The following is a 26,434-nucleotide window of genomic DNA, read 5'->3' as shown; positions in this document are numbered from 1 at the left end:
TATGGATCTCTTAATTATTCTCAGCTACGTTGCGCTGAGCTACGGCGTATTCAAACTGTTCCGCATCCCAATCAATAAATGGACCGTACCGACCGCGGTACTTGGCGGTATTTTTATCGTGGGTGCTTTGATTCTGGGTATGAATTACAACCATCCATATACCTATCGAGCACAGAAAATCGCTATTTCAGTGCCTATTGTTCCCCAGGTATCGGGAGTGATTGTCGAGGTCACGGATAAGACCAACATGTTACTGCATAAAGGGGATGTGCTGTTTCGCCTTGATGATACCCGTTACCGTGCCCGGCTGAACAAACTGCAGGCAGATCTTGCCAGTACGCAAGCGGATGTCAGAACACGGCAGGCTGCGTTGCAAGAGTCTTCAGCCAATGTGCAGCGGGTTTATGCCGAGTATGAACGAACCCGCAAGGATTATCAGCGCTATGCTAAAGGCGCGACCATGGCAGTGAATCCTTTTTCTGAACAAGACATCAGTCATGCCCAGCAGCAGTTCCAAGCACAATCCGCAGCGCTAAAGGTTGCCAAGTCTCAGCATCAGCAGGCGCAGGAACGGCTTTCGGGCAACTACAACGGTGAAGATGCTCGTATCGCCAGCCTGAAATCTCAGATTGCAGAGGCGACCTACAATTTGGAACAAACGACCGTTCGAGCACCAAGCGATGGTTACGTCACTCAAGTGCTGGCCAGGCCAGGCACGACGGCAGTACGTCTGCCGTTCAAACCGGTGATGACTTTTATTCCGCAACAAAAACGGCAGGTGGTGGCGGTATTCCGTCAAAACTCGATCCTGCGTTTAACCCAGGGCGACAAGGCTGAGGTGGTATTTAACGGCTTGCCCGGGAAAATCTATGGCGGCTCGGTAACGCAGGTGCTGCCTGTGGTACCCAGCGGCAGCTATCAGGCCAGCGGTGTATTGCAGGGGCTAAATGTCGGCGCTCAGCAAGAGGGGGTTTACGTGATGATTGATTTGGACCCTGTTCCTGACCTCGATAAATTGCCTGATGGGGTCACTGCGCAGACAGCGGTCTATACCGAGCACTTTGAGCATCTTTCCATCATGCGCAAGGTCCTGTTACGTATGACCAGTTGGCTACATTATCTCTATCTGGATCACTAACGGTTAGGTGTGCCAAAGGATCGTGCTGCACAGACAATAAAGCCTGCAACGTGAATTGCGGGCTCAGATTGCTGCAGTGGAACACTCCTTTGTGCCTGCTCAACACTCCTTTGTCAGGGGGGCGTCAAGTCCAGATTTTCAATGAGGGCAGGACAGAATAGTATTGGTCCTTGCCGCTCCTGACGTACCAGAGAAACCGAAATCAGCGCTGATAGATGATGGCTTAATGTTGACGCAGGGATCTCAAGCCGCTTTTGCAGTTCTCCTACAGGTAACCTCTGATGCCCGGCTTTAACCCGCTCTCTGTACACACTCACACGTGGTGGATGTGGGGGTATCAGCTGCGTTTGGAAGCTCCTTAAGTACCTTGATTTCATACTTCTGGAATGGTGGAGATACAGCGTATTTCTCTCAAAAGGCCAAGAACATAAACACACCGCTTTGTTAAAGGGCAGAGGTAGTGCGGATGCAGTGTGACCGGTCCGTCCGCCCACGAATCCTGCAAGCACGCCCAGTACCCACCTTTTACATATTGATCCGCAACAGATTGTATCGCCACCCAAATGTACATTCTGTTCATTTTGGATGATAAGTGGATTAATCTTAATGAGATAATTTGTGTATCCATATGAATAATAATGTTAATTTTATTTTCATGGCAGAAAAATCCGATAAGCTTGTACATTCAATATTTTTGGCTAATAAAACTGAATAAGTTAAATTGGGTTAAAAATTTACTATCGTAAAATTTATCAGGAGTAAGTTCTGATATTTATGTTGTTTACAATGGATAATATTGAATGTTTGTTTTTTGTATATGGGATTTTCATTATTTAAGATGGATTGTTAAACGCCAATTTGCAGATATAATAGGCTCACATTATGGGTGGTTTTTAAAATCTAAAAATTAGCCGAGATAGTTATGGAAGATAATTTGCATGGATTCCTAATCGATGAAGATATTTATTTTAATGTTAATCATAAAAGACTGATGTATTTCATTAGTGAGGATGAGGAACGTCCATTATCTTTCAGGCTTGTTTTTTTGAATGAAATGCAAACGCGATTATTATCATTTTTACTTAAGAATCGTAAAATAGAAATCATCAGCAAAAATAATATTATGAGAAACGTTTGGGATGAGTTTGGTCTATCATCATCCAATCAACGGCTCTGGCAAGAAATTAAAAAGCTAAAAAGCAAGCTGTTATCAATTGGTCTTCGTGATGATCTGATAATAAACGTGCGTGGTATCGGCTACTCTGTAGATAATCAAAGGGTCAAATCTTTAATTATCGAATGAGTTTCTCCTGTAATTTATAAAGCATATATAGATATATCCATGTCACATGGATGAACCCGCCATTCTAATGGATATTAGAATGGTTTAACAACACAAGGTATGTAGGAATATATATGAAAAAGTTAACAATCGTTGCATCTCTCGTCGCTTTATTTGGCTCTGTTGGTCTGGCTCAGGCTGCCTCTACTGGAACTATCACATTCAATGGTGAACTGACGGCAACCACCTGCGACGTTATTGTTGATGGTCAAGCGGCAGACGCAACAGTGACATTGCCAACTATCGGGACCAACCAACTGACAGCCGCTACCCAGACAGCAGGCCGTACAGGCTTCAACATGGCACTGAGCAATTGCGCAGGTACCTTGAGAACGGTTTCCGCCTTCTTCGAAGCGGGTTCTTCTGTTGATCTGGTTACCGGCCACCTGAAAAACATGGGCGGTACGGCGAGCAATGTGAGCCTGCAACTGCGTGACGGCTCAAGCTCTACTCAAGCTGTGATCCAGGCGGGTAACCAGAACCAGAGACTGAATACCATTTATGTTCCTTATGACCTGACCGCGGGTACTGCCAACCTGCCATATGCCGTTGAGTACTATGCAGACGGTGCAACCACTGCGGGTACCGTACTGAGTAACGTTGTTTATTCGATTCAGTACCAGTAATACGTTGGCGGGAGGGGAAACCCTCCCCCATTCAGCATGTCAGCAAGGAGCTTATCATGTCGTTTTTTCCCCGGAACATCTCTCATGCCTTCTGTCTGTTGGCCGTAGCCCTCTTTACGACTCACAGTCTGGCCAGCGTGGTGATCAGCGGCACTCGGGTGATCTATCCGTCTGATGCAAAAGAGGTGAGTGTCAAGCTCAACAATGTTGGCCCTTCCCCTGTGCTGATACAAAGCTGGATCGATACCGGCGATATCACGGCCAAACCCGCCGCTATTCAGGTACCTTTTGTGTTGACTCCGCCGATGAACCGTGTGGAACCCAGTAAAGGCCAGACCTTGCGTATTAGCTACACCGGTGGCGCGCTGCCGATGGACAAAGAATCGGTATTCTGGCTCAACGTGCTCGAGGTCCCAGCCAAAAAAGTGGCTAAGGCCGAGGATAATTTGTTGCAGATGGCGTTCCGCTCGCGCATCAAGCTGTTCTACCGGCCCGTCGGCTTGGCGGGTAACGCCAATGATGCCGTCAAAGCCGTCACCTGGAGTGCACAAGGAAATAGCCTTCAGGCCATTAATCCAACCCCTTTTCATGTTTCTTTTGCGAGCATTACGGTGAATGGCAAAACGGTGGAAGGCAAGATGGTTGCGCCGCGCGGAACACAGACATTTCCGTTGTCAGTAAAGGCGGGCAATAACGTGACCGGGGATTTTGTTAATGACTACGGTGCAGTTAATTCTTTCAATGCCATCATTAAATAATAATTTCGTTGCATAAATACTCTATTCGGCGTGACGGGATTGTCACTATTCAGAAGTGAGTTATGAAGGGATGCGTTATGTCAAAATATTTACAGTATGGATCCCATGGTAAATTAACCCCTCTCGCGATAGCTATTTTATCGACGTTTGTCGTGGGGGGGGCCAGTGCTGACAATACCATTAGTCCTCCAACCGAGATCGCAAGGAATCTGGAGTTTGATGCTTCATTCCTGAATGTTGACGATCAGAAATCAGTGGATCTCAGCCGCTTTGCCAATGGGTCTGCAGGGTTGCCTGGGGTCTATAAAACCGCTTTATACATTAATAATCAACTTGTCAGTAATACCAACATTGAATTCAAGGCACGGGCAGACAAATCCGTGTACCCCTGCCTGACCCGTGAGCTGATTAAAAATATACCGTTCAATTATGACAGATTGCCAGCGGACTTTTTAGGCCCGCAAGGTCAGGGCGAATTATGTATGGATCTGGTGCGTAAACTGCCGGAATCCAAAGTAAATTATGACAGTAATGAACAGCGTCTGGATATCATGATCCCGCAGGTTTACACGCTGAGTATGGCCCGGGGCACCGTGAACCCGGAACTGTGGGACAGTGGTGTACCGGCATTATTGTTAGGCTACAACGTCAATGGTTACACCAGTGAGTCGCATGGTAATACCTTTAATTCCATGTATGCCGGGGTGAATGCCGGGGTGAACGTCGGAGCCTGGTATCTGCGCCATAACGGCTCTTACACCCGGACGGACAACGGTGAGAGCCAGTACACCAGCCTCAATACTTATCTGCAGCGCGATATCCCGCAGCTCAAGGCCCGCGTGCTGATGGGGCAGTCGAACACCACCGGGCAACTGTTCGATACGCTGCCGTTTACTGGCATTCAACTGGCGACCGACGATCGGATGTTGCCGGAGTCCCTGCGTGGTTACGCGCCGGATATCCGTGGCATTGCCCGCACCAACGCTCGCGTCACCGTACGCCAGGGGGGGCAGGTGCTGTATGAAACCACCGTTACCCCCGGCGAGTTTCTGATCAACGATCTGTACCCGACCGGGTACGGTGGGGATCTGGTCGTCACCGTGCGGGAGTCTGACGGTACCGAGCAGACTTTCAGCGTGCCGTATGCCTCGGTCGCACAGCTACTACGCCCAGGTTCATCACGGTATTCGATCACTGCGGGTGAAGTACGCAGCGATAACCTGCGTGAAAAACCAGCGCTTTACCAGGCAACCTACCAGCTTGGATTGACCAACTCGGTTACGGGTTATGGTGGCATGCAAGCCAGCCAGGATTACTACGCGTTGCAACTGGGGGCTGCGGTGGGAACGCCGATAGGGGCCTTGGCCTTTGATGCCACACAGGCGCGCACCCATTTGGGTAACGCCACCAATGCGAGTGGCCGGCATCAGCCGGGTAACAGCCTGAGCGGGCAAAGCTATCAGGTGAGCTACAGCAAGCTGATCAGTGAAACCAACAGCAACCTGACGCTGGCAGCATACCGTTTCTCAACCAGTGGCTACATGGACTTCATGACTGCTATGCAGACTCGTGATGCGGTAGCGCAGGGGTTCTCGCCGGATTCTATCTGGCGGGCGAAAAACCGCCTGACGGTCACCGCCGCACAGGGATTGCCAGAAAACTGGGGCCAGCTGTATGTCAGTGGTTCGTTGCAGAACTATTGGAACAAAGACGGCACTGAGAAGCAGTACCAGGTGGGTTACAACAATCTATACAAGAGCCTGTCATATGGCCTGAGCATCAACCGTAGTTTCTCTAGTCTGGGTGGATCACAGACCAACTATCTGCTGAGTTTCAGCCTGCCGTTGGGGCGTAACGATGAAACCCACACGCCGCAGCTACGCATGGATCTATCGCATGATAGCAGTGGGCGTTATGGCGAGCAGGCTACGGTCTCCGGCACTGCAGGGAAGGATAACCAGTTTAGCTATGGCGTGACGGCGATGAATGCCAACCAGGGCATGGGTTCCAGTGGGTCTCTGAACGGTAGCTACCGCAGTCCGGTCACGGCGTTGAGTGGCACGGTCAGCGCCGGTAAAGGTTACCAGAGTGCATCGGCCGGGATGAACGGCACGGTGATCGCGCATGCGGGGGGAGTGACCTTTACGCCGTACAGCTCTGACACCTTTGCCTTGGTGGAAGCCAAAGGAGCCGAAGGGGCCAAGGTCTCCTCGTATCCAGGGGTGAGTATCGATTCACGCGGCTATGCGGTGGTGCCTTACCTGAACCCATATCAGATGAATGAGGTCAGTATCGATCCGGCAGGCTCGGCGGCCAATGTAGAACTGGACAATACCAGCCAGAAAGTGGCGCCGTATTCCGGGGCGGTGGTGAGGCTGAAATACAACACCAAGCGGGGCACGCCAATCCTGGTGAATGCGACCTATCAAGGGGAACCTGTGCCATTCGGGGCAGATATTTTTGACAGCACCGGTAACAACGTGGGGTCGGTGGGCCAGGGTGGGCAACTGTATGCACGGGTAGCAGAAGACAAGGGACAACTGCGGGTGAAATGGGGCGAAGGCGGTGAGATGCAGTGCACCGTCAACTATATCTTGCTGCCCATGGTCAAAGGGCAACAACAGAGCCAGATACAAAGATTTACCTCACCGTGCACTGCGGGTACACCACCCGGTATCCATAAGTCGAAATTGGCCAAGAACAACACAGAATCGGCCGTTGACAACGGTTAACCGCCGAAGCATTACAACCATTTTTTCTTTCTGGCTAAGGCCTGGTGGGCCCGGCCAGAAAGAGGGGGAATGACGTATGAAGTTATCGCTCAATAACGTGTTAGGTGTGCTGGGGGGAGTCTTGTTAACGACAGCCAGCCCTGCGAGCTGGGCCGCTGTGACCGTGACGCTAAACACCGGTGTTCAAACAGTAGTCGTTCCCTTGAGCCCGTCGCAGATTTCTGCCGGTGTAGACGTACCGGTGGGGACCGTGCTCTACCAGGCCAGCCTGATTATGAAAGATGGGTCTGTTACCGGAAAATGGCTTGCGTCGGACGTTGGCAAATACTTTTATTATGCAACCTCAGCATTTGTATCAAATACTCCACTGCCTCTCGCTAATCTGACAACGGGCCCTTATGCAAACGGGGTCTATCAAACCGGTATTCCCGGTATCGGCGTGGCAATTTTGAGTTCTGCGGGAACCCCCCTAACAACAACCAAGCGTTATGCCGAGGCGCAGAATCTTCTTGGTTCAGAATTAAATGGGCTATTCACCCATTCCGGTGCAAGCAACATACGAAATGTCGTGCTGATTAAAACCGGCCCGCTTACACCTGGAAATTACACTGCCAGCGGCGCCAATTTTCCTACCGTTACGCAGGGTACGGACGTTTCACCAACCAGCCACACTAATGCCGCCGAAATCAGTGGGCTGCCGATATATGATTGGATTTTCAGTTTTCAAGGGACTATCACGGTATCAGCGCAAACCTGCACGACGCCGGATGTGGCTGTGACATTGGGAACTTATGCAATCGCTGAGAATTTTAGAGCGTTAAATTCTACCACCCCTTGGATTGATGCTTCCATTACTCTGACAAACTGCCCCAAATTCTACGGTTTTTATAATTCCACTAATGCGCCATTGTTAATGAATTACAATACCGGAAAAGGCACTTCAACGACCCCACTCAATAACAGTATTGGTGTGCGATTAACCCCAGCAACGCCCGTAGTGGATGCCGCCAACGGGATTATGTCCATTGATTCAACGGTAGCCGGGGCCGCGTCAGGTGTAGGTATCCAGCTCGGTTGGGGAGAGAGCAACCAAACGCCGACTCTGTTTAACTTTGCAACAGAACAAACCATAATCCTACCTGTTATGGGGGGGGCTTCCACGATACGCGTGCCCCTGGCAGCCCGCTATATTCAAACCGCGACCACGCCTACGCCGGGTAAAGCGAATGGTAAAGTGACGTTCACTATCAGCTATTATTAACATTAAATGACGACACCGAGATAAAAATAACCTGAGTGTTGTCATGTTCTATAAAAAATGAATACTGTCCAGGAATTCGGCAGGCTGTCACTAAATGTTTACACTAACGGAACTTCAATATAAACCATAAGGATATAATGATATGTCAGTAAATATTAAAGTCATTACTGAAAATTACTATTTCTTCATTGGGATTAAAGAATATCTCCAAAGCGATGAAAGAGAAGTGAGTAATATAAATGTTCAGGAATTGAAAAGCACGCCAAGAACCACTTTACAAAGTAATGATGTATACATTTTTTATACATTAAACAATATTAATGATATTTTGCTGTTTATTTCAACAAACTCACTTCCTGGGCGAATGATTGTTATCCCCGTAAATAATAGGTCAAATTTCAATATTGCTTTTGAAAGGGATATTTTACTGGATCCTCGTGCGAGCATTGAAAAAATACTAGGTAAGATAGCTGAAGATTTTGAAAAGGAGAAAACCACGATAGACTCGCTGAAAAGAAAATTAACCCAAAGAGAAAAGGCCATACTCACTCATACGATTAATGGTATGAATGCCACTTCTATTAGCCAGTTTTTATGTATCTCGATAAAAACAGTGTATACACACAGGCGAAATGCATTTATTAAGCTTGGAGGAAGAAACATGTTCGAAATATGGCCAGTGAGAAAAGAGGTGCTCAGGATGGCGATTTATTGAATTTGTCCATCGTGAGCTCCATTTTCGGAGCTTTAGCTACGATATGGGCTATCGCCGTGTGGGCCGGTGGCGCTAAGCATCTTACTGATAACTGGCTTATTGGTTTTGCTTTTCCGCCGCCATTGCTGGCTGTTCCACCTCCAGCAATTCATAAATTGTTTTGCCCACCTTTTGGATCGCTTGCTCAATCTCGCGGGTCATGGGTTTGCTGTAGCTGAGCCGTAGGCAATTGCGGTATTTTCCGGCAGCAGAACTGATAAAACCGACGGCAATCTGTATGCCCTGTGGCAGCAAACAGCGGTTCAGGCGCAGGCTATCGAACCCATAAGGCAGCTCTACCCATAACATAAAGCTCCCTTGTGGCCTGCTCAGGCAGGTATTCGGCGGGAAATACTTCATGATCCAACCCGTCATAATGTCGCGATTACGCTGATACTGGCGGCGCATACGGCGTAGATGCTGGAGGTAATGCCCCTGTTTGATGAATTCAGCCATGGCCAACTGCGGTAAGGTGGGGACTCGCCCGGCGGAAATATACTTCATATGTAACGCTTTCTCTAAGTAACGCCCTGGAGAAATCCAGCCAACCCGCAAACCGGGCGAAACGGTTTTAGAAAAGGAGCTACATAGCAATACGCGGCCATCCTCATCAAAGGAGGCAATGGTCGGCGGGCGTGGGTATTGATAAGCGAGAGCGCCATACACATCGTCTTCAATAATGGCCACGTCATAGCGTTGAGCCAGCGTCAACAGTGCTTTCTTGCGCTCATTCGGCATGTTGTAACCCAACGGGTTATTGCAGGTTGGTGTCAGCTGGATAGCTTTAATCGGCCACTGATCCAGCGCCATTTCCAACGCCTCCAGGCTGATACCCACCACCGGATCGGTGGGGATTTCAATCACCTTCATCCCCATCCCCTTCAGCGTCTGCATCGCACCATGAAAGCTGGGGGAATCCACCGCCACAATGTCACCAGGCTGGCAAACGGCCCCTAAGGCAATCGCCAGTGCGCCATGGCAGCCAGAGGTAATGATGATATTGTCTGCCGATTGATGGTTGCCACTGTCCAGCATCAGGCGGGCAATCTGCTCACGCAGCACCGTGGTGCCGTAAATACTGTCGTAATCCAGCACTTCCTCGCTTTGATGCAGGCTGATACGGGCCAGCAAACGGCTGAGTATTTTCAGGCCTGGGCCAGACAGGTCCGGCGTGCCGACGCCCAGATGTAGCACATTGTCTTGAGCGCTAGCCTGCAAAAATTCCAGCGTATTTTCCCACTGAGATATCTCGACCGGTCTTTGTGCATGGCTGCATAGCGCGGGTAACGCTGGCAGATTTGAGCTGCAACTCACGAAGTATCCCGATTTTGGCCGTGCCTCGATCAGCAGGCACTCTTCGAGCTGCCGATAGGCCTGCTGTACGGTGCTGATACTGACCCCGTGCTCGTCACTCAACACCCGAACGGAAGGCAGCCGCTCTCCGGGCACATACAGCCCTTCTTTGATGCGTTGGCTAAGGATATTGGCCAATTGTTGGTAGCGAGTCATGGATATCACCTGATAAAGAGAGAGGACCGGTACAGATGGCGCTGATTTTTACCATTCAGACTGTTTAGCACATATCTGTATGGAAATAATAGCCAGCTTTTGCATCTGTAATGTTTTTCAGCCAAGTATCATGCTAAAGGCTCATCGACTGACGGGGAGCTGATTATGAGTAATATTATTGAAAATCAAATTGATGGCGGCTGTTTGTCAGCTGAGGGAACAAAAAACAAACGCCGCACTATTTTTGTCCGTTTAGGGTTAAAAGCATACAGATGGGCAAATCGATGGAATGAGCGGCGCAAAGCTGCCAATACGCTGGCAAGGCTGAATAGCGATCAGCTAAAGGATATCGGCATGAACCGGGATGATATCAAGCGAGACTACAGCCGCCCGTTCTGGCGCTGAGCAGGGTTAAGGAGAGAGGGGGGCCATAGAAATCTCATTTCAACAGCATGCTGCGCCCATAACTGGCACTCACAAAAAAGAGGTGGCAAAGACTACCGCCACCAAAAGTCAAAGTCATAGGAACAGGGAAAGCTTGATGCCAACGTGGCAATGGCTGAGTTTGTAGGGGGCGCAGCATGCAGCGCCCCTTGCGCCATCGCAGTCTCGTTAAGGGTACAGCTTATATTTCTCGCGCAGTTGCAAATAGCTATCTACCCCAGGCTGCCACTGGGCCTCGATGAACTGGACCGTTTCATCAACCGACAGTTTTCTTTCGCTTGCGTCATTCAGCAAAGTAACCAGTTTGCTGGTGCCGGTGAGCTTGGCCAGCCACTGAGGGCGTATCAAGAAAAACTCCTCCTGATAATCCAGGTACTGCGCTTCTTTTGCCGCAGGGATCACCATCTCATAGCCCGCAGTGTTGAATTTGAACCACCAGTCGACCAGGTAACGTATCGTTGGCTTAACCTGGCTGATGTCAGTAGCTGTCAAAATCTCCCCGCACACTTCCTTGCCAGCCTGTGGCCAGCCGGTTTTCTGCTGGCTGATATCCACCTGATAGCAGGTATTGACGTAAAACTGGCGAGTAGGAAAACCCAGTTGTTCAAACGGATGGTCTGAACCTCTGCCCATGTTGACGCTGGTGGCTTCAAACAGCCCCAAAGAAGGGTAAAGCTGGATAGCCAAATCGCTGCGCAGGTTCGGCGATGGCCGTACTGGTAGTGAATAAGGGGTGTCATGCTGGTAGTTAGCCATGCTGATAACCATCAAATCTTCAGCGGGAAACTGGTGGTCTTTGTTGCCAAAGCCCTGCCAGTTGGTATCGTTGAAATTCGTCAGCCAACCTTCGCCGGTGATCATGCGGGCAAACTCCCCTGAGGTGAGCCCGTGCACCATCGGTATCGGATGCATACCAATCCCCGAGATGTTTGCCTCCTCCAGAATAGGGCCATACACATGGCTGCCGAGCGGGTTGGGCCGGTCGAACACCATCATTTTCTTATGGTATTTTTGCAGGCTTTCCAGCATGTGGTGCAGGGAAATGGTGTAGGTAAAGAAGCGAACGCCCACATCCTGCAGATCGTAAATTACGATATCGACATTGGCTAACTGTGCCTCGGTGGGATGGACGCGAGACCGCCCATCCTCATCCCGGCCATACAAAGACACGATAGGCAGGCCGCTGTGCTTATCGATATGGTTATCGTCGCCCAGCCCGGCATCGGCATTACCACGGATACCGTGTTCTACCGAGAACAGAGTGGTCACGGTAAACTGATATTTCTCCTGCTCGGTGAGCAATTTATCGATGGTGTGCCGGCCCTGTTTATTGATTGAGCTTTGGTTCACCATCAGGCCGACGCGCTTATTTTTAAGCAGTGGCCCATAGATTTGTTCCTGATCGACGCCGAGCACTATGCCTGGTACAGCGCTGGCATAGCCAGCGCTGATAGCCAACGACGAGCACAGGAATAATACCGTCAGTAGCAGGTGTCTCATTCCTTGTTTCCCTCCATTAATAGGGTCAAATACCCGTCAGAAGTTATGCCGCAGTTCCAGCGCCCAGAACCAGAAGTTGTTGCTGGTTTTATCACCGTTCATCCAGGTTTGTTCCGGGCGGTAGTAACTGTCGACAAACAGCGACGTTTGTTTGTTAAACGGATAGATTGCCTGGAAACCGTAGCGGCTACGGTCTTTCTCTTTATAAACCGTTTCCTGGTTTCTGGAGTCGCGGAAGCTTTGCGTCCCTTTGGTCAGCGCCAGGCGGGTATAAGGCATTAACATCACGCCACTATCGAACTTGTAACGGTAAATCGCCCACAAGAAATGCTCCTTGTTATACAGCGTATTGACCAGTTGCTCGTCGATATACAGATAGTTCAGCCAGAGGGAGTTTTTCTGGTTAAACGTCAGGTTCGCCCCCGCGAAGTGCTCGTTGATCTGGCTCCAGTCGCGCTTGTAAACCCCATAATCCCCTTTGGCTCGCGCATAATCCAGTTTACGGTCAATCAGGCGGAAAGAGAGGCTGGCGTTAAAGCTCAGGCTATCAGAGTACTTGTAATAGGCTTGCGGACGGATCCAGATCTCGTGCCGCTCCTCGCCCTTACGGATATCCCCTTTGTATTCCGGTGCTGCCAGCGCTGGGTTGCTGATAGAAGGAAAATGCCAGTTGTCGTTACGATAACCGAGGCGCAATTTTGTATTGCCAGTTTTCCCTGCCAGAGTGAATGGAAACGTTCTGGTGACGCCCGCTTGCCAACGTGTGCGGTCATATTCTGGCGTATTGTCCAGATAGGTTTTCAAAAACTGAACGTCATACAGCCATAATGAATCATTCTGGTAAATAAAGGCACCGACATAAGGCGAGGTTGCTACGCTGCCACGGATATATTTCCAGCGATCGTCACTGTCTATCTCCTGCTCGGTACCAATATAGGTATCGAAGCGCCAGGTTTGTTGGTGAACTTTATCCTGTGCTGCTTTCTTTTCTTTTTCTATTTGCTGAATGCGTTTATTGAGTTTGATGATCTCCTGATCATAATCTGTCTCAGACTCATCAGCCAATACCGGTTGTGCCATAAGAATAGCACTGAAAATCACTAGCCCTGTTAAGATCTTCATGTTTTACCTTCAGAAGTTTTTATAATGCTGTTAATCCGTAACCGCGTGGGTAGAGCACGTTATTATTATCTGGAGTTTTAATATCAACCGGCAATTTACCGTGAGGCGTTGCAAGGCTATCCCCTGTTGGCCCTTTGAACAGCGTTCTTAAACCACTGCGAATGTTGGTTTCCAGGCTGTTGCGGACGTTATTGGTCACATCAAAACCGGTAATGCCATAAATCGCAATGTTAGCCTTTACGCCTGATAAATAAGCGATGTCATAGGGATTACGCGTAGCAATAACCACCAGAGGGATATTTTGCTTATTGGCGACGTCGATGATGCGTTGGGCATTGACTGGGTTGAGCTTCAGGTTGTAGGTGGCCAGGATAACCAACTGCTGACCTTGCAGTTGCTGCTCAATTTCTTCCGTTGTTAATGTGTCCTGATCCAGCTTAACCACCTGATCTTTGACGTTTAAGCTCACTTTCAACTCATCGGCAATCTGAGCTAAATGCTTGTTGATTAACTCATTGCGTGGGCCTTCGTCCGAAAAGACCATGATGTCGTTTTGTGCTTTAAGCGTATAAGGCAGGACCCGATCGTTTTTGATCAGCGTAATGGCCTGCTCCGAAATAGCGTTTTCCAGATCCTTATGCGCCTTGGAGGCGACAATGGTTTCAGCCGTGGCAGCATCATGAGGAGCAGGGGAGATGCGTTTGCTGAGCTTGGTATAAATCACCCGTTGTGCGGAATCTTCAATGCGTTGCTTCAGCACCGGATCTTTTTCCGCTTCTGCCTGCAAATAAGCATACAGTTCGCCGAGTTGTTCAATACTGGCGCTGTCTTTAATCCCTATTGGCATCAAGACAATATCATTACCGGCTAAAATAGCCTGCTTGATGGACCAATGACGGTCAAAATTGCCGGTAATGGCCCCCATGTCCATGGCATCCGTCAGGATCAGGCCGTCAAACTTGAGTTGATTACGCAGGGTATCGGTCAAGATTGCTTTGGATAAGGTGGCCGGAGTACCGATTTTCTCTCCCTTGATGTTGGTCAGGATGGTGCTATCAAGCGCTGGCACCACCACATGAGCGGTCATGATGGCATCGGTATCGGGCATCACGTCGACAAAGGGTTTCAGTTCGGTCTGTTGCCATGAAGCCTTATCCGTGTTGACGCTGGGGAGTGCAAAATGGGTATCCGAGGCGACGTTGCCGTGCCCTGGGAAGTGCTTCAGAGAGGTGAGCACCGGATATTGATGAATACCCTCAATATAACTACGGGCTAATTGCCCAACCAGAATGGGGTCGTCCGAATAGGATCGGACGCCGATGACTGGGTTATTCTGATTGTTATTAACATCGACCACCGGCCCAAAGTTAAAGTTAAACCCTAGGCTGGTTAACTCATAACCATGGATATTCCCGGCTTGTTTGGCTAAATCGGCCACACCGGTAGCACCCAGGGCCATATTACCCGGCATCTCGGTGCCCACACGTAGACGGGTAACATATCCGCCTTCCTGATCGGTACTGATAAACAGCGGTAAATTAGTCCGCGCGTGCTGGAAGTTATTAATCAACTCAACCGTTTGTGGGGTGTTAATCAGGTTTTCACGGAACAGGATCACTGAGCCCAAATGATAGTCAGTCATCATTTTACTGACTTGGCTATTCATCTCAATAAAAGGCGTTTTACTTTCGCTACTGTTTTCATCCCAGGAACGAATATCAACCATCAACATTTGTCCGAGTTTTTCTGCCAAACTCATGTTGGCAATGATCTTTTCTGCCGCATTTTTGGGGGAAAGCCACATCTCTTTTAGTTGGGCTTCTGGGATCGCAGCAGCGTAGCTTCCTGCACTAAATAAAAAGATGGCCGGTATTATTTTTTTCATAGGGTGACTCCGAGGTATCAATTGCCGGCGATTGTACATTCCAAACCAGCTAATAAAGTGATAATTATCACAGTTGATCGATTCGTGTTTGTGATGTGGAAAGGAATAATGCCGGTTTTTTATACCAGCATTTTATCGTGCAGCTTGATTGGTAAAGGGGGCGAGCAAAGAATAACCCGTTAATGGCAAGAATATCTTGAGGTAATTATTTTAATTCTTTCATAAAAAGTTAAGATAATTCTCATGGTTGTTTTAATGATATTCAGTTTTTTCTGGTGTCAGTCGTCCAGGTTGTTAATTGTCATGCTCGCATTCAGCACCAGAGGTTTGGCGCTCTCTTTGCGCTGTTGCATTAACGCCAGAAAAATCAAATCCGTCAGGGTATTCTGTGCAGTTCTGGATGAAATCGAAGAGCTACGCCACTCGTTTTCATCAGAGACACTTTCCAAGACATAATCGGCTATTTTGGCTAAAGGATTATCTTTGCTGCCGGTTATGGCGACCACCGTCGCTCCCTGTGCTTTTGCCATGGAGGCGGCGATATGCATATCTTTCCTGCGGCCACTGAAAGAGATAACTATCTGGACGTCTTTGGGAGTCAGCGCCTGCGCGGTGGCGATCTGGACGTGGAGATCGGCTTCTACCAGGCTCAGGATACCGATCTTCTGTAATTTATAGCTCAGATCTTTGGCTGTGAGGCCAGAGCCCCAAATGCCTACGATCTGCACGCGTTGAGCGTTATCGATGGTATCAACCACCTGTTGGAAAATGGAGAAATTGATCCTTTTGGTCGTCTCTACGATGGCGGTATTTTTCTCATGGGCCAGTTTTTGTGCCACCACCATCAATGAATCTTCCGATGAAATAGCGTTATGCAAGGCCTTATGCGGAGAGGACTTGAACAGGTTGTTTCTGCCCAGCTCCTCACTGATGGCAATTTTCAGTGCGGGGAAGCCTTTCATGCCGATTTTCTGGCTAAACTTGACGATGGCAGACTGGCTGACCCCAGCATCTTCAGCAAACTGGGATGACGACATGCTCAGGACGGCTTCCGGGTTATCAAGGATATATTTAGCGATTTTTTGCTGGTTTTCGGCCAGGCTTGGCAACAACCAGGTGATTTCGTTCAGGACTGACATCAACAATATCTCCACTGTGTGTAATAGATTATTCCAGTTAGGGGGCTTTTCATTCCTTTGACTTATTTATTTGAAATTGTTGAAAATTAAAATTTAAATGGCGTTTTTTTTTGCGCTTTATTCCTGCTTTACCTCGCGCCTAGAATCGACTTACCGTGACGATTATCACATTTGCTGAATAAATAATTCCTTAACATTGTCGAAAATCTTAACCCATTGGAAGCCCCTATGAAGATAAATTTAAGCCAGATGGTGACGGAAAGCCGTAACCCGGCCAGTTCGCAAATTGATACGTTGCCCACTCTGGATATGCTCGCAGTGATCAACAGCGAAGACCAAAAAGTGCCGCTGGCGGTAGCTGCCACCTTGCCAGCAATCGCCAAGGTAGTCGATCTGGTGGTAGAGGCTTTTGCCTGCGGTGGCCGATTGATTTATTGCGGTGCGGGTACTTCTGGTCGGTTGGGGATCCTGGATGCCAGTGAGTGCCCACCAACATACGGTACACCGCGTGAGCAGGTGGTTGGGCTGATCGCAGGGGGTCATACCGCGATTTTACAGGCGGTAGAAAATGCCGAAGATAATCCGCAAATGGGCGAACAGGACCTGCGTAATCTCGGTTTCAACGCGCGTGATGTGCTGATTGGCATAGCGGCGAGTGGCCGCACCCCTTATGTGTTGGGGGCTATGGCATATGCTCGTAGCGTTGGGGCGACTGCCGTGGCCATCTCATGCAATCCAAATAGCGCAATGAGCCAGGCAGCCGATATCGCTATTGAACCGGTAGTAGGCCCAGAAGTGGTGACGGGGTCGTCGCGCATGAAAGCGGGAACGGCGCAGAAGTTAATTCTGAATATGATCACCACCGGCGCGATGATCCGCAGCGGCAAGGTTTACAGCAACCTGATGGTCGACGTGGAGGCCACCAACGCCAAGCTGGTACAGCGCCAGGTTAATATCGTGGTCGAAGCTACGGAGTGCAGCCCTGAAGAGGCGGAAGAGGCACTTAATCAATGTCAGCGCCACTGCAAAACTGCGATTGTGATGATCCTCGGAGGCTTGTCTGCACCTGAGGCCAGCGCGGTTTTGAGTAACAACAAAGGATTTATCCGTCAAGCACTGCAAGGGATACAGGCATAACCATGGCGAAAATAACCGTTCCTATGATAGAGCAAATTTTACTCCTGGTGGGTGGCAGTAAAAATATCATTATCTGCGGTAACTGCATGACCAGGCTGCGTCTGACGTTAAAAGATCGTCAGCAAATACGGCTCGATGAGTTGAAGAAGATCCCTGGCGTGATGGGGGTAGTTAACGGCGACGATCAACTGCAGGTTATCCTCGGCCCTGGCAAAGCGCAAACTGCCAGCGAGATGATGAATGCGTTGTTAACGGCGCAACCGCAGCAGGAACGGGGGAATGCCGAGCAAGCTGACTTGCAGGCCTTGGCAAGTGAAAACAAGCAGCAGATGAAAGCCAAGCAAAATAGCGCGGTGCATAATTTCCTGACTAAATTTGCCACGATTTTTACGCCGTTGATCCCAGGTTTTATTGCCGCAGGGCTGTTGTTGGGGATTGCTACCCTGATGCAGCAAACGCTGATCGTGGAGGGCGTGGCACCGGCCGCATGGCTCAAAGGGCTGATCGCTTACATGAAAGTGTTCAGCATCGGTTTGTTTACCTTCCTCAGTATCCTGATTGGCTTTAATACTCAGAAGGCCTTTGGTGGCACCGGGGTTAACGGTGCGATCATCGCTTCGCTGTTTGTTTTACGCTATGTACCTGAAGGGACAACTGGCTACTACGCAGGGATGAGCGACTTTTTTGGGCTGGCGATCGACCCACGCGGTAACATTATTGGGGTGCTACTGGCCTGTATCTTGGGCGCATGGATCGAAAGGCAGGTGCGCCGGGTGATCCCCGATAATCTGGATATGATCCTGACTTCGTCAATCACCCTGCTGATCACTGGCGCCATTACCTTTGTGGTGATTATGCCGGTTGGCGGTGAGTTGTTTAAGGGCATGTCATGGCTGTTTATGCACCTGAACGGCAACCCGTTCGGCACCGCCATTCTGGCCGGGTTGTTCCTGATCGCCGTCGTGTTTGGCATTCATCAGGGCTTTGTACCGGTTTACTTTGCCTTGATGGATGCACAGGGCTTTAACTCGCTGTTCCCTATTCTGGCGATGGCCGGTGCAGGACAGGTGGGGGCGTCGCTGGCGCTGTTTGCCCGCTCTCCTAAAGGCTCTCTGCTGCGTACCCAGATTAAAGGCGCCATTTTCCCCGGCCTGCTGGGGATTGGTGAGCCGCTGATTTACGGCGTTACCTTACCACGCCTGAAGCCATTTGTTACCGCCTGCCTGGGTGGCGCGGTCGGTGGTTTCTTTATCGGTCTGGTTGCCTGGATGGGGTTGCCGGTGGGGCTGAATACGGTATTTGGCCCTTCGGGTCTGGTGTCGATCCCATTAATGACCTCAGCCAAGGGGATTTTTGCCGGCATGTTGGTTTATGTCGCCGGTATATTGATCTCCTATATTGCCGGATTTATTCTGACCTGGCTGTTTGGCAGTAAAGATGTTGATTTAAGCTGATTTGATACTCTGATCTTGCCATGAATGGCCCTGCTTGCAGGGCTGTTTTTTATCCCCATTTACCCACATCTGTACCAGCCAAAATTTCTGCCACGCTTGATGTTATGGTTCACTGGGATATACTTATTACAGTGAAAGATAAAGGTATCTTATGAATGATTTATATCATTGAAAATCGCGTGCTTTTCAATATGGATGAAAATGCATTTACGCTTCTGGAGGATGGCGATGAGAAAATAATCATTTCTAATCCGGCTCGACGTGTTCTGGCCTTACTTATCGAACAGCATGGTTCCATAGTATTACGCGAGACCCTGTTCCAGAAGGTTTGGGATGATTATGGTTTGATTTCAAGCAATAACAATCTCAATCAATGTATCAGTAAATTGCGGAAAATTATTTCCAGCTTAGGTATCGAATCAGAGTTTATCGTTACTATTCCTAAAATCGGTTTTCTGATCAAGAAAGAAACCAAAGTGCAAGTTTATCTTGAATCTGAAAAGCAGGAAATACCTGATACAAAGCCTTTAATTCATGATGATAACTCAGATGAAACCATTTTGGTTAAAGAGAAACCAACTGCAGTTGTTGATATAAAGAAAAATAAGAATATCAGAAAATCTGTCATAGTTTTTCTTTTGGTTGCTCTAATTTTTTGCTTTATATCAGTTTTAGTGATTTTACGTTACGATAAAAAACCTAGGCAACTCGAACATTTTGTTGAAAATATTGGTGAGTGTAAATTATACTCTGTTACCCCCATTACTCAAAATGAAAAAGAAAAATTCATAGCTCGAGCCAAATGTTTCATCGCAGATAAAAACATGGTTTGCAAAAATAATGACGTCATCATATTTCATACTGAATCAACGGTATCCCCTATTAATACCGGTTCCTTCCGTGAGTTTATGGCAAGATGTGAGGTGGGTAAAGACAACCGCATAGAATCATGCCAGAGTTTTTATAGAAATGATAGGAAATGCAATGAGTAATATAAAAACAAAAACCATTATCATCTCTACTGCATTGGTGGCAGCCGTTCTTGCCTTATATGCTATTTATACCGTATACCGTTACCAAAGTAATCGCGTAGAAGAACCGGTTTATAACTACGGTTGCCGTGGTAATATTAGTGTCGAAAGCCTATACAATGACAAGCTTGTTACTATGAATGCCAATGTTTACTTCTCATTCTTGAATTCGCATAACATTATTTACGCAATAAGTGGCACCGCGACGATGTATAATGAAAAAAATGAAGTCATAAAAAAGCAAACTATCTTAAGAAATGTTTACTACAGTTATCGAGTAGAGAGTGTTAAACAGCATACTTATACGTTGAATAGTGAGCGTATTGATGTCAATGCAATAGATAATATTGATAACAATCTCGCAAGCCTTGTCATGTTTGACAGCATGTTCAAACTTGGTTACAACGATACATTAGTGATTAAGCAGAAAACTGAGAATACTATTTTAATTTCGAATAACCAGTCACCTTTTATGATGTGTGTGTATGATTAAATCCCTTAGAAAACCAGCAGAGATCGTTGCCTATCGATAATAAAAGTACAGATTAAAACCACATGCCAATGCATAGCGTTTGAGCGTTTTAAAGCTGGCGTGAGTCGGTTTCTTTTCCAAGCGACTAATTGCTGGCGGTGTGACTCCCAACCTTTTTGCTACCTCTGCCTGGCTTAATCCTGCTTCTTCGCGCATTTTTTGTAGAATGCGATCTAAATCTACATCTTCTTTTATTTCTTGAGCATCGTAGTGAACTCGTGGATCTTCCAGCGCTTTTACTCGCGATCTGGCATTTTTTCTAAACTCCATTGAAGATCTTCCTCATTCAACCCAATTAAATTGGGCTGATTTCATTTCGGATATCAATTAGGCGATTCTTTAATCGTGATCGTGCTGATATTTTTAACTTCAGCAAGCCGCATTAGTAAGTTAAGAAGTTGCAGCGAGGTAAGACCTAATTTCTTCATGGCGTTTACTTTATGTGCACTGACTGTTTTTGCATTTATTCCTGCCATTTTGCTAATGGTATTAGGTGATAATTTACGTGCCAAATTATATAATACGAACCATTCTCGTTTTGAGAGAATTGTATTAACTTCACTGCCCCCTATTTTTCTAATGATTTCAGGGCTGGCATTTGCGTTTGTAATATTGATAGGCTCAGTGATAGTCTGATGAATGAAGGGCAGGCTTTCATTTTTTGATAGCAAATAAAATATTTGAAGTGAATGAAGTAATTTTATAATTTCGATGTTATTATTTTCAGTTAACATAATGATATTTCTGTTAATCAGCATGCTTTTTAAGGACAGGAAATAATTAATTAAATCATAGACGGGCATGGTACGCAGTTGGCTTGATTCGTCTAATCGTCCGCAATCCCTTTTATAAAATCCCATACCGGAATGGCGAACATCTAAAAAAGATGAACATGATTTTCTGCTTTTTTTTAGCAAGTAATTAAGGCCCGTCTCCGTAGGGAAGTCACTAAAAAAAACGATAATGTGTGCTCCATGAGTCATTGAATTAGGATAATTTAATGTTTGATTTTCCATCATGCTATCTCCATAAGTTAATAATAGTTTACTTTTACGACTACTGAGGTATCAAACTGGCCCAGGGCAATGTCTCTTCCTGGAATTGCACTTATTGTCGCTGTAAAATCTTTCGTGACTTGATTGACATTATTTAACTCTGCAAAATCATCGTAGCGATTAAATTTGATCGCCTGTTGTAGATCGTTGTACAGGGTTAATTTAGTCCCATTCTGTAAGTCTATTGCATCATCACCAATCAATGGACTTGGGGTGGAGAATTCAGCCTGTAGCGAGAAATTATCGTGACAACCTTGCTTTATTGCTTGAATAGCGAAAGGCATGCTTACGCCAGAGGTTCCCGTTAGCAAATTCTTCTGGATAGCTGAGAAGTTGACTATCTGCGATTCAGGATAGACTTTTAAATCTGAGCCACAAGCCAGAAAACGTACTCCTTGCAGCCCTGATAACGTATATTTTACGTTTTTTGCGTTGGCGGAATTATTCAGGCCACGGCTGCCATCTAATTGGAATACAACAAATTGATCGTTTCCTTTATAGGTTCCATTGCTTGGCGCGTTACCTGCCAATTTGATATAGAGCCTGAACGTAATAGGGATAGTGACATTCTGGCCTTTCTTGATAGGCGCACTACCGGTGCTTAAACTTTGCGCATTCTCCTCAAGATCCTGGCCGTTATAACTCACACCTAGCTTTAGACCTTCGCCCAATGACTGAGATTTTGGGTTGAAATAAAAATGTACCACGTCAGTGATTGTGCCAAGAACATTATCGCAATAGGCAGTCATATTGATTTCATTGGACTCCCATATTTTTGTTCCGATAGGTACATTAGAAGGGATCGCCAGTTTACCGACTGGAATTGCTGGCATATTCACTAGTCCGGTTCCTTTTTCAACGCAGTCTAAAGCCTTAGCCGTCTGGCTCACAAATAATAAACTGAGCAATAGCGTTACGAGGTGTAGCGAACACCATTTTCTTTGAAAATGCATTTTTTATCCTGATTTAAAATCGAATATAGGGTTTTTTATTATTTATAGCTAAGCCTAAAGGTGGCTTGGGTATAGAAATCACCTAGCTGAATGCGATCTTGCTGATCATAACTTTCCAACATGACAAACAATTTCAGTACATCGTTGTTGTCTTGCAGTGGGAATAATTGGCTTTCCTCGCCCAATATCACTCGTTCTCCCTGTTCGTTTTCAATAGCCAAGCCAACGCCATGATTCATATTCTTCCCAGCTAATAAGTCCTGGCGTGACGAAGAGGCGGTTTCACCGTAAAAAGTTATTGAAGCCAGATAGCCATTGTTGGCACTTTCTTCGTTCATTTTTACCTTATCGAAGGCGGAGTGTTTTTCCATGGCACAGTTGACGACATGTATTTTCAAAGGCATGGGTGAGGAATGAGCACCTACTCGATTAAACGTCGCGTTGCTAATAACCCCTAAAGGGATAACCTGTTCATCGCTCGCCATTTCAATGTGACAAGGTGACGCGATCACCGCACCGGAAAATGACAGTTTCCCGCGCATTCCTTCCGCTGATTGATGCACTGGGCTAGCCGCCGCGGTCCCAACGAAAACGCATAATAGTAATGCCAGTACACTATATGTGCGGTTGAGCTTCATGCTATCCTCCGCCTTATTGGTTCTTATTATCGATTTTTTCACATTGGCTATTTCGGCACTGATACTCGTTGATCTGCAGGCCGCCATAGTCATCCATATACCCAATACTATAGCGTTCACCACTATAGCCACCGGTAGCCACTGTTTCCGTAGAGAATGGAGCGAGCATGACGCTGTCAAAACCAGGGAAATTGCCGCGATTATCCTGGCTTAAATAGCCAATTGTGATGTAGAAGGGGGTTGGGTTAGCCATTTTTAGCGTGCCATTTTGCGCCGTCACACCGATCTTTTCCTGCCAGATATCCCCTTGTTTTGGCGTAATTGCCGCAGGCCGAAAGAACACTTTTATCCGGCTTTGGATCGCCACCTGCATCACGTTGTTCAGCTCGCTTTTCGGCGGCACTTCTCTGACATTGAAATAAAAAATCGACTCACGATCCTTAGGTAGTGCTTTCGCATCTGCCAGTTGCAGGAGCCTGACCAGGCTTTTTTGGCCTGAGTCAATACGTTGCATTGGCGGCAGAGCGACTAGCGGACTGGGGATCTTTTCACCGGCGGCATTCTCGAGCCACACTTGTGCCAGATAGGGCAAACTTTTGCTTTGATTTTCAAGCATGACGCTGACAGATTGATCGTTACTCCCGAATATCACGCGAGTTCTATCCAGATTAATCGCGGCAAAGCTGGTATTGCAGGCTACAAAAGTTATAGCCAATACGGTTAAGCGTAAATATTTGTTCATCTCTTCATTTTCTCCCTATAAAGTGGCGCAGTCGTGAAACATAAGGCTATTGACAGGGCAATAGAACCTGACCGGAATAAATAGAACTATCATCGGGTGCGTGGATGCGGCATTGTTTATTTTCACCCCATCGTACAGTCAGTTTCTTCTCTGCAGAAATACCCGCAAGATAGACCAGGCCATTTTCACCAACCAAGCCGGACTCGGCCCCAGTACTGTTATCCGTTACCACAGAGCCCAACGGAGGAAAACTGCCATTCTGTAACCGGATCACCGCCATCAGTTGCTGGCCTTTTACGGCGCGAATTTTTCGGTAGCCAATAGCACCTTCGGTTAGAGTCTTACTGACCACAGAACTATAAACTTCGACATCCGCAGGTAGATTATTGACATCAATCCAAACGTCCGATGTTTGATAACTTGATACACCATTAGCCACGGCAATGCCGTAGCCGTTGGTGACACCAGACCCGTTATTGATGGGGATCCCTTTTACCTGCGCAGCCAGCATGATCCTTGGTTCATCGCCTGCGCTGTTTTGGTGTAGTGCTGCCCCGTAAGGCGTCGCCGTAAATGAGCCGTACCAGTTGCCACTGAGTGAACGATAATCGTTATTTTTGAGGCTACCATTCAACCCAAATTGCCCATGCGGCGTATTGTGTTGATAATTACCACGAAATACGCCATTACCTTTCTGAATATCAGGGCTGCTGCCCCCCGCACTGATCCGCCAAGTGTTATTAATGTCCTGGCTATTGTAATAAGAAACGGCCTGACTAAAGCCTCCGCTAGAGCTTTTCTGTGCGTCATAACTGATTTGTTGCCCGGCAGAGATCGGCAAGCTGAATGACAGGAATACCTGATTCTCATCCTCATAGCGATATTTCAACTTGCTGGCGGTCAGCGTGGTAGATATCCCTCGGAATTGGCCGATGTCGAATATTTTGCTCGCCGACATGCTGTAATTATTGGTCGACGAATCATTCCAATAAATTTTGTGCGTGGCCGACAAATAGAGTGTGACATCTGGCCACGGCACGTATTGGTTCGCGGTTATCGTATACGTTTGTTTGTCATCCCTTGAATAGGTATTGCCACTGACTTTATCAAGGAACTGATTCAACGACATAAACGTCTTTTCTGAAAAGCGATATCCGGCGAACGTGATCTGGCTGCCGGTGGCTTCAAAACGCTTGGCATAATTGGCCCGAACGCTGTATCCCGTCTGTTTGTGCTGGTTCGCCAGGTTTGCAGCCGAACGGGTAACGTCGAAAGAGACAGCCCCAAAGCTTTGCAGGTTTTGGCCTATGCCCAACGCCTGTGCCTGATAGTCACCGTTGGTGGCAATGACTCCGCCGTACAGCGACAGATTATTCAGTATCCCCCAGGAAAGCTCACCGCTGTAGAACGCCGGATCGATTGCGTGATTGTTTCGTCCCTCTGTCGGTTTACCCAGTGCGGTTTTAAAGCGAACGCTTCCTTTTCTGGTCAGGAAAGGAATGGTTGCCGTGCTGACCTGATAGGAGGTCACGCTACCGTTTTCCTCTTCAATACGTACATCGAGTGCGCCTTGTACCGCTTCACTCAGATCCTGAATAATAAACGGCCCTGGGGGCACGTTGGCCTGATAAATAATCCGGCTATTTTGACTGATAATCACCCTGGCATTGGTTTTTGCTATGCCAGTGACCTGCGGTGCGTAACCACGTAGGGACGGCGGTAACATACGTTGATCGCTATTCAGTGACACCCCTGCAAAGCGGAATGAATCGAATATGTCCGAATTAAGGTAGGTTTGCCCACCGCTCAATTTTGCGCCTAACGCCGGTATTGCTCGATACAGGTAGACCTGCGCCCAGGTAAATTGGTCATTCCTTGGCCCATTTGAAGAATGACTATTGGTATACTGGTAATCACCACGTAGACGCCACGGGCCCATATTGGTACCGGTAGTTCCGTAGCTACTGAAATTGGTTGAGCGCGCGCCCTCGTTGGGGACGAATTTGCTGCCTAGCAGGTTGTAATCCAGCAAGAAACCAGGGACTCCCTCATCCCACTGCGAGGGAGGAACCCAGTTCTCATCGCGATAATTGAGCCAGGCCTGAGGTATCGTAATCGTTAGGGTCTGTTTCTCTTGATCATAGCGGGCTGTAACTTCAGGATCCTGGTCCAGCGAGAGGCATTGATGGCCGTGCCAGGTGGTCAACGAAGAACGGAAACTATCAATCAAATCGAATTGTTCAACTAATTCTGGCGTAAGGCACACTCGGCTATTTTTATTACTTTCAGTAGCAATGTATTTTATTAATCGTTGTTCTGGCAATAAGTGACCATTGATCACAATATCCAGTAGATACTCTCCTGGCAGAATGTAGTTCGCCACTTCAAAACGTGATAGGTCAATGTTTTCTCGATCTTCAGCGTCGATAATATGGGTGTTGAATTCGACGGACTGGCTTGCTGTAGACATACCTATCCCAGCCAAGGTCAAGATAACTAATCTTGTCAGCCTAAGACCCATTGAGATCCGATTCAATGTAAAATACATAGTGAAATCACTTTTTATGTTTTTAGAGCAATTTAGAACTCTGCTTTAGATAATTAATGGTGAGGCTGTTTATTGAGGCGTACTCTCCTCAATACACTTTATAATTGCAGCTGTCTCAGTAAAAATACAACTGC

24 protein-coding genes are annotated in these 26,434 nt (G+C 47.5%); 12 read left to right on the top strand and 12 right to left on the bottom strand.

Features of this window, described 5'->3' with window-relative positions; translation table 11 throughout:
• Window position 1 precedes the first annotated feature (1 nt).
• A complete protein-coding gene (locus ACX9GU_RS20065; RefSeq protein WP_473192685.1) occupies window positions 2-1,138 on the top strand; it encodes an HlyD family secretion protein in 1,137 nt (378 codons plus the stop codon).
• A 113-nt stretch (window positions 1,139-1,251) separates the two neighbouring features.
• Here ACX9GU_RS20065 and ACX9GU_RS20060 read toward each other — a convergent pair whose 3' ends face one another.
• Complete coding sequence (locus tag ACX9GU_RS20060; RefSeq protein ID WP_473195220.1) at window positions 1,252-1,515, bottom strand: ArsR/SmtB family transcription factor; 264 nt, start codon at window positions 1,513-1,515, stop codon at window positions 1,252-1,254.
• 545 nt (window positions 1,516-2,060) lie between these two features.
• Here ACX9GU_RS20060 and ACX9GU_RS20055 point away from each other — a divergent pair.
• The 6 genes from ACX9GU_RS20055 to ACX9GU_RS20030 all read left to right on the top strand — a co-directional run bounded on the left by ACX9GU_RS20055 (window position 2,061) and on the right by ACX9GU_RS20030 (window position 8,572).
• Window positions 2,061-2,441 (top strand): winged helix-turn-helix domain-containing protein, encoded by a 381-nt coding sequence (locus tag ACX9GU_RS20055; RefSeq protein ID WP_473192684.1) that lies wholly within the window; start codon window positions 2,061-2,063, stop codon window positions 2,439-2,441.
• 113 nt (window positions 2,442-2,554) lie between these two features.
• Window positions 2,555-3,106 carry a fimbrial protein gene (locus ACX9GU_RS20050; protein WP_473192683.1) on the top strand — a complete coding sequence of 184 codons (552 nt, stop codon included), beginning with the start codon at window positions 2,555-2,557 and terminating at the stop codon, window positions 3,104-3,106.
• A gap of 56 nt (window positions 3,107-3,162) precedes the next feature.
• Entirely contained in the window at window positions 3,163-3,864 is a 702-nt protein-coding gene (locus ACX9GU_RS20045) for a fimbria/pilus periplasmic chaperone (protein ID WP_473192682.1), read from the top strand.
• A 77-nt stretch (window positions 3,865-3,941) separates the two neighbouring features.
• Window positions 3,942-6,596 carry a fimbria/pilus outer membrane usher protein gene (locus tag ACX9GU_RS20040; protein WP_473192681.1) on the top strand — a complete coding sequence of 885 codons (2,655 nt, stop codon included), beginning with the start codon at window positions 3,942-3,944 and terminating at the stop codon, window positions 6,594-6,596.
• 76 nt (window positions 6,597-6,672) lie between these two features.
• On the top strand, window positions 6,673-7,857 hold the full coding sequence (locus ACX9GU_RS20035) for a fimbrial protein (protein WP_473192680.1): 1,185 nt from the start codon (window positions 6,673-6,675) through the stop codon (window positions 7,855-7,857).
• 142 nt (window positions 7,858-7,999) lie between these two features.
• Window positions 8,000-8,572, top strand: a complete 573-nt coding sequence (locus ACX9GU_RS20030; RefSeq protein WP_473192679.1) for a helix-turn-helix transcriptional regulator — start codon at window positions 8,000-8,002, stop codon at window positions 8,570-8,572.
• 96 nt (window positions 8,573-8,668) lie between these two features.
• On the opposite strand, the gene ACX9GU_RS20025 is transcribed toward ACX9GU_RS20030, so the two are convergent.
• Window positions 8,669-10,120 carry an aminotransferase-like domain-containing protein gene (locus ACX9GU_RS20025; protein ID WP_473192678.1) on the bottom strand — a complete coding sequence of 484 codons (1,452 nt, stop codon included), beginning with the start codon at window positions 10,118-10,120 and terminating at the stop codon, window positions 8,669-8,671.
• 165 nt (window positions 10,121-10,285) lie between these two features.
• Here ACX9GU_RS20025 and ACX9GU_RS20020 point away from each other — a divergent pair, with 165 nt between their 5' ends.
• Entirely contained in the window at window positions 10,286-10,525 is a 240-nt protein-coding gene (locus ACX9GU_RS20020) for a DUF1127 domain-containing protein (protein WP_473192677.1), read from the top strand.
• A 207-nt stretch (window positions 10,526-10,732) separates the two neighbouring features.
• Here the strand turns inward: ACX9GU_RS20020 and ACX9GU_RS20015 are convergent, their stop codons facing one another.
• The 4 genes from ACX9GU_RS20015 to ACX9GU_RS20000 all read right to left on the bottom strand — a co-directional run bounded on the left by ACX9GU_RS20015 (window position 10,733) and on the right by ACX9GU_RS20000 (window position 16,210).
• A complete protein-coding gene (locus ACX9GU_RS20015) occupies window positions 10,733-12,064 on the bottom strand; it encodes an exo-beta-N-acetylmuramidase NamZ family protein (RefSeq protein WP_473192676.1) in 1,332 nt (443 codons plus the stop codon).
• Window positions 12,065-12,100: 36 nt separating this feature from the next.
• A complete protein-coding gene (locus ACX9GU_RS20010; RefSeq protein WP_473192675.1) occupies window positions 12,101-13,186 on the bottom strand; it encodes a hypothetical protein in 1,086 nt (361 codons plus the stop codon).
• Window positions 13,187-13,205: 19 nt separating this feature from the next.
• Window positions 13,206-15,071: a glycoside hydrolase family 3 protein gene (locus ACX9GU_RS20005; protein WP_473192674.1), complete on the bottom strand. Its 1,866-nt coding sequence runs from the start codon at window positions 15,069-15,071 to the stop codon at window positions 13,206-13,208.
• Window positions 15,072-15,349: 278 nt separating this feature from the next.
• Window positions 15,350-16,210, bottom strand: a complete 861-nt coding sequence (locus ACX9GU_RS20000) for an SIS domain-containing protein (RefSeq protein ID WP_473192673.1) — start codon at window positions 16,208-16,210, stop codon at window positions 15,350-15,352.
• 228 nt (window positions 16,211-16,438) lie between these two features.
• Between ACX9GU_RS20000 and murQ the strand changes: the two genes are divergently transcribed.
• From murQ to ACX9GU_RS19980, 4 genes are all read left to right on the top strand, one after another.
• Window positions 16,439-17,347, top strand: coding sequence for an N-acetylmuramic acid 6-phosphate etherase (murQ, locus tag ACX9GU_RS19995; protein WP_473192672.1), 909 nt, complete (start codon window positions 16,439-16,441; stop codon window positions 17,345-17,347).
• Window positions 17,348-17,349: 2 nt separating this feature from the next.
• A complete protein-coding gene (murP, locus tag ACX9GU_RS19990; RefSeq protein ID WP_065686351.1) occupies window positions 17,350-18,801 on the top strand; it encodes a PTS N-acetylmuramic acid transporter subunit IIBC in 1,452 nt (483 codons plus the stop codon).
• A 155-nt stretch (window positions 18,802-18,956) separates the two neighbouring features.
• Entirely contained in the window at window positions 18,957-19,793 is an 837-nt protein-coding gene (locus tag ACX9GU_RS19985) for a winged helix-turn-helix domain-containing protein (protein WP_473192671.1), read from the top strand.
• On the top strand, window positions 19,786-20,325 hold the full coding sequence (locus tag ACX9GU_RS19980) for a hypothetical protein (protein WP_473192670.1): 540 nt from the start codon (window positions 19,786-19,788) through the stop codon (window positions 20,323-20,325). The genes ACX9GU_RS19985 and ACX9GU_RS19980 overlap by 8 nt, the downstream gene beginning before the upstream one ends.
• A gap of 30 nt (window positions 20,326-20,355) precedes the next feature.
• On the opposite strand, the gene ACX9GU_RS19975 is transcribed toward ACX9GU_RS19980, so the two are convergent.
• From ACX9GU_RS19975 to ACX9GU_RS19950, 6 genes are read right to left on the bottom strand one after another with little or no spacing between them, the layout of a single operon-like run.
• Window positions 20,356-20,634, bottom strand: coding sequence for a helix-turn-helix domain-containing protein (locus ACX9GU_RS19975; RefSeq protein WP_473192669.1), 279 nt, complete (start codon window positions 20,632-20,634; stop codon window positions 20,356-20,358).
• Between the two features lie 53 nt (window positions 20,635-20,687).
• Window positions 20,688-21,383 (bottom strand): LuxR C-terminal-related transcriptional regulator, encoded by a 696-nt coding sequence (locus ACX9GU_RS19970; protein ID WP_473192668.1) that lies wholly within the window; start codon window positions 21,381-21,383, stop codon window positions 20,688-20,690.
• Between the two features lie 14 nt (window positions 21,384-21,397).
• Window positions 21,398-22,372, bottom strand: a complete 975-nt coding sequence (locus ACX9GU_RS19965) for a fimbrial protein (protein WP_473192667.1) — start codon at window positions 22,370-22,372, stop codon at window positions 21,398-21,400.
• 38 nt (window positions 22,373-22,410) lie between these two features.
• Window positions 22,411-23,010 (bottom strand): fimbrial protein, encoded by a 600-nt coding sequence (locus tag ACX9GU_RS19960; RefSeq protein ID WP_473192666.1) that lies wholly within the window; start codon window positions 23,008-23,010, stop codon window positions 22,411-22,413.
• A 13-nt stretch (window positions 23,011-23,023) separates the two neighbouring features.
• Window positions 23,024-23,752, bottom strand: a complete 729-nt coding sequence (locus tag ACX9GU_RS19955) for a fimbrial biogenesis chaperone (protein ID WP_473192665.1) — start codon at window positions 23,750-23,752, stop codon at window positions 23,024-23,026.
• Window positions 23,753-23,798: 46 nt separating this feature from the next.
• Entirely contained in the window at window positions 23,799-26,222 is a 2,424-nt protein-coding gene (locus tag ACX9GU_RS19950) for a fimbria/pilus outer membrane usher protein (protein WP_473192664.1), read from the bottom strand.
• Window positions 26,223-26,434: the final 212 nt, after the last annotated feature.

The organism is Serratia sp. K1WW1, from assembly GCF_055790865.1.
The sequence above is the reverse complement of the archived record's forward strand: the minus strand, read 5'-3'. Positions and strand labels throughout refer to the sequence as shown.

Excerpts from the sequence above, each read along its gene's own strand:
- ACX9GU_RS19975 (WP_473192669.1), bottom strand. The coding sequence starts at position 20,634 with ATGGAGTTTAGAAAAAATGCCAGATCGCGAGTAAAAGCGCTGGAAGAT.
- ACX9GU_RS20000 (WP_473192673.1), bottom strand. The coding sequence starts at position 16,210 with ATGTCAGTCCTGAACGAAATCACCTGGTTGTTGCCAAGCCTGGCCGAA.
- ACX9GU_RS20030 (WP_473192679.1), top strand. The coding sequence starts at position 8,000 with ATGTCAGTAAATATTAAAGTCATTACTGAAAATTACTATTTCTTCATT.
- murQ (WP_473192672.1), top strand. The coding sequence starts at position 16,439 with ATGAAGATAAATTTAAGCCAGATGGTGACGGAAAGCCGTAACCCGGCC.
- ACX9GU_RS20025 (WP_473192678.1), bottom strand. The coding sequence starts at position 10,120 with ATGACTCGCTACCAACAATTGGCCAATATCCTTAGCCAACGCATCAAA.
- ACX9GU_RS20050 (WP_473192683.1), top strand. The coding sequence starts at position 2,555 with ATGAAAAAGTTAACAATCGTTGCATCTCTCGTCGCTTTATTTGGCTCT.
- ACX9GU_RS20055 (WP_473192684.1), top strand. The coding sequence starts at position 2,061 with ATGGAAGATAATTTGCATGGATTCCTAATCGATGAAGATATTTATTTT.
- ACX9GU_RS20020 (WP_473192677.1), top strand. The coding sequence starts at position 10,286 with ATGAGTAATATTATTGAAAATCAAATTGATGGCGGCTGTTTGTCAGCT.
- ACX9GU_RS20010 (WP_473192675.1), bottom strand. The coding sequence starts at position 13,186 with ATGAAGATCTTAACAGGGCTAGTGATTTTCAGTGCTATTCTTATGGCA.
- ACX9GU_RS19955 (WP_473192665.1), bottom strand. The coding sequence starts at position 23,752 with ATGAACAAATATTTACGCTTAACCGTATTGGCTATAACTTTTGTAGCC.
- ACX9GU_RS19985 (WP_473192671.1), top strand. The coding sequence starts at position 18,957 with ATGATTTATATCATTGAAAATCGCGTGCTTTTCAATATGGATGAAAAT.
- ACX9GU_RS19965 (WP_473192667.1), bottom strand. The coding sequence starts at position 22,372 with ATGCATTTTCAAAGAAAATGGTGTTCGCTACACCTCGTAACGCTATTG.
- ACX9GU_RS20060 (WP_473195220.1), bottom strand. The coding sequence starts at position 1,515 with ATGAAATCAAGGTACTTAAGGAGCTTCCAAACGCAGCTGATACCCCCA.
- ACX9GU_RS20040 (WP_473192681.1), top strand. The coding sequence starts at position 3,942 with ATGTCAAAATATTTACAGTATGGATCCCATGGTAAATTAACCCCTCTC.
- ACX9GU_RS19960 (WP_473192666.1), bottom strand. The coding sequence starts at position 23,010 with ATGAAGCTCAACCGCACATATAGTGTACTGGCATTACTATTATGCGTT.
- ACX9GU_RS19980 (WP_473192670.1), top strand. The coding sequence starts at position 19,786 with ATGAGTAATATAAAAACAAAAACCATTATCATCTCTACTGCATTGGTG.
- ACX9GU_RS19970 (WP_473192668.1), bottom strand. The coding sequence starts at position 21,383 with ATGATGGAAAATCAAACATTAAATTATCCTAATTCAATGACTCATGGA.
- murP (WP_065686351.1), top strand. The coding sequence starts at position 17,350 with ATGGCGAAAATAACCGTTCCTATGATAGAGCAAATTTTACTCCTGGTG.
- ACX9GU_RS20065 (WP_473192685.1), top strand. The coding sequence starts at position 2 with ATGGATCTCTTAATTATTCTCAGCTACGTTGCGCTGAGCTACGGCGTA.
- ACX9GU_RS20035 (WP_473192680.1), top strand. The coding sequence starts at position 6,673 with ATGAAGTTATCGCTCAATAACGTGTTAGGTGTGCTGGGGGGAGTCTTG.
- ACX9GU_RS20015 (WP_473192676.1), bottom strand. The coding sequence starts at position 12,064 with ATGAGACACCTGCTACTGACGGTATTATTCCTGTGCTCGTCGTTGGCT.
- ACX9GU_RS20005 (WP_473192674.1), bottom strand. The coding sequence starts at position 15,071 with ATGAAAAAAATAATACCGGCCATCTTTTTATTTAGTGCAGGAAGCTAC.
- ACX9GU_RS20045 (WP_473192682.1), top strand. The coding sequence starts at position 3,163 with ATGTCGTTTTTTCCCCGGAACATCTCTCATGCCTTCTGTCTGTTGGCC.
- ACX9GU_RS19950 (WP_473192664.1), bottom strand. The coding sequence starts at position 26,222 with ATGTCTACAGCAAGCCAGTCCGTCGAATTCAACACCCATATTATCGAC.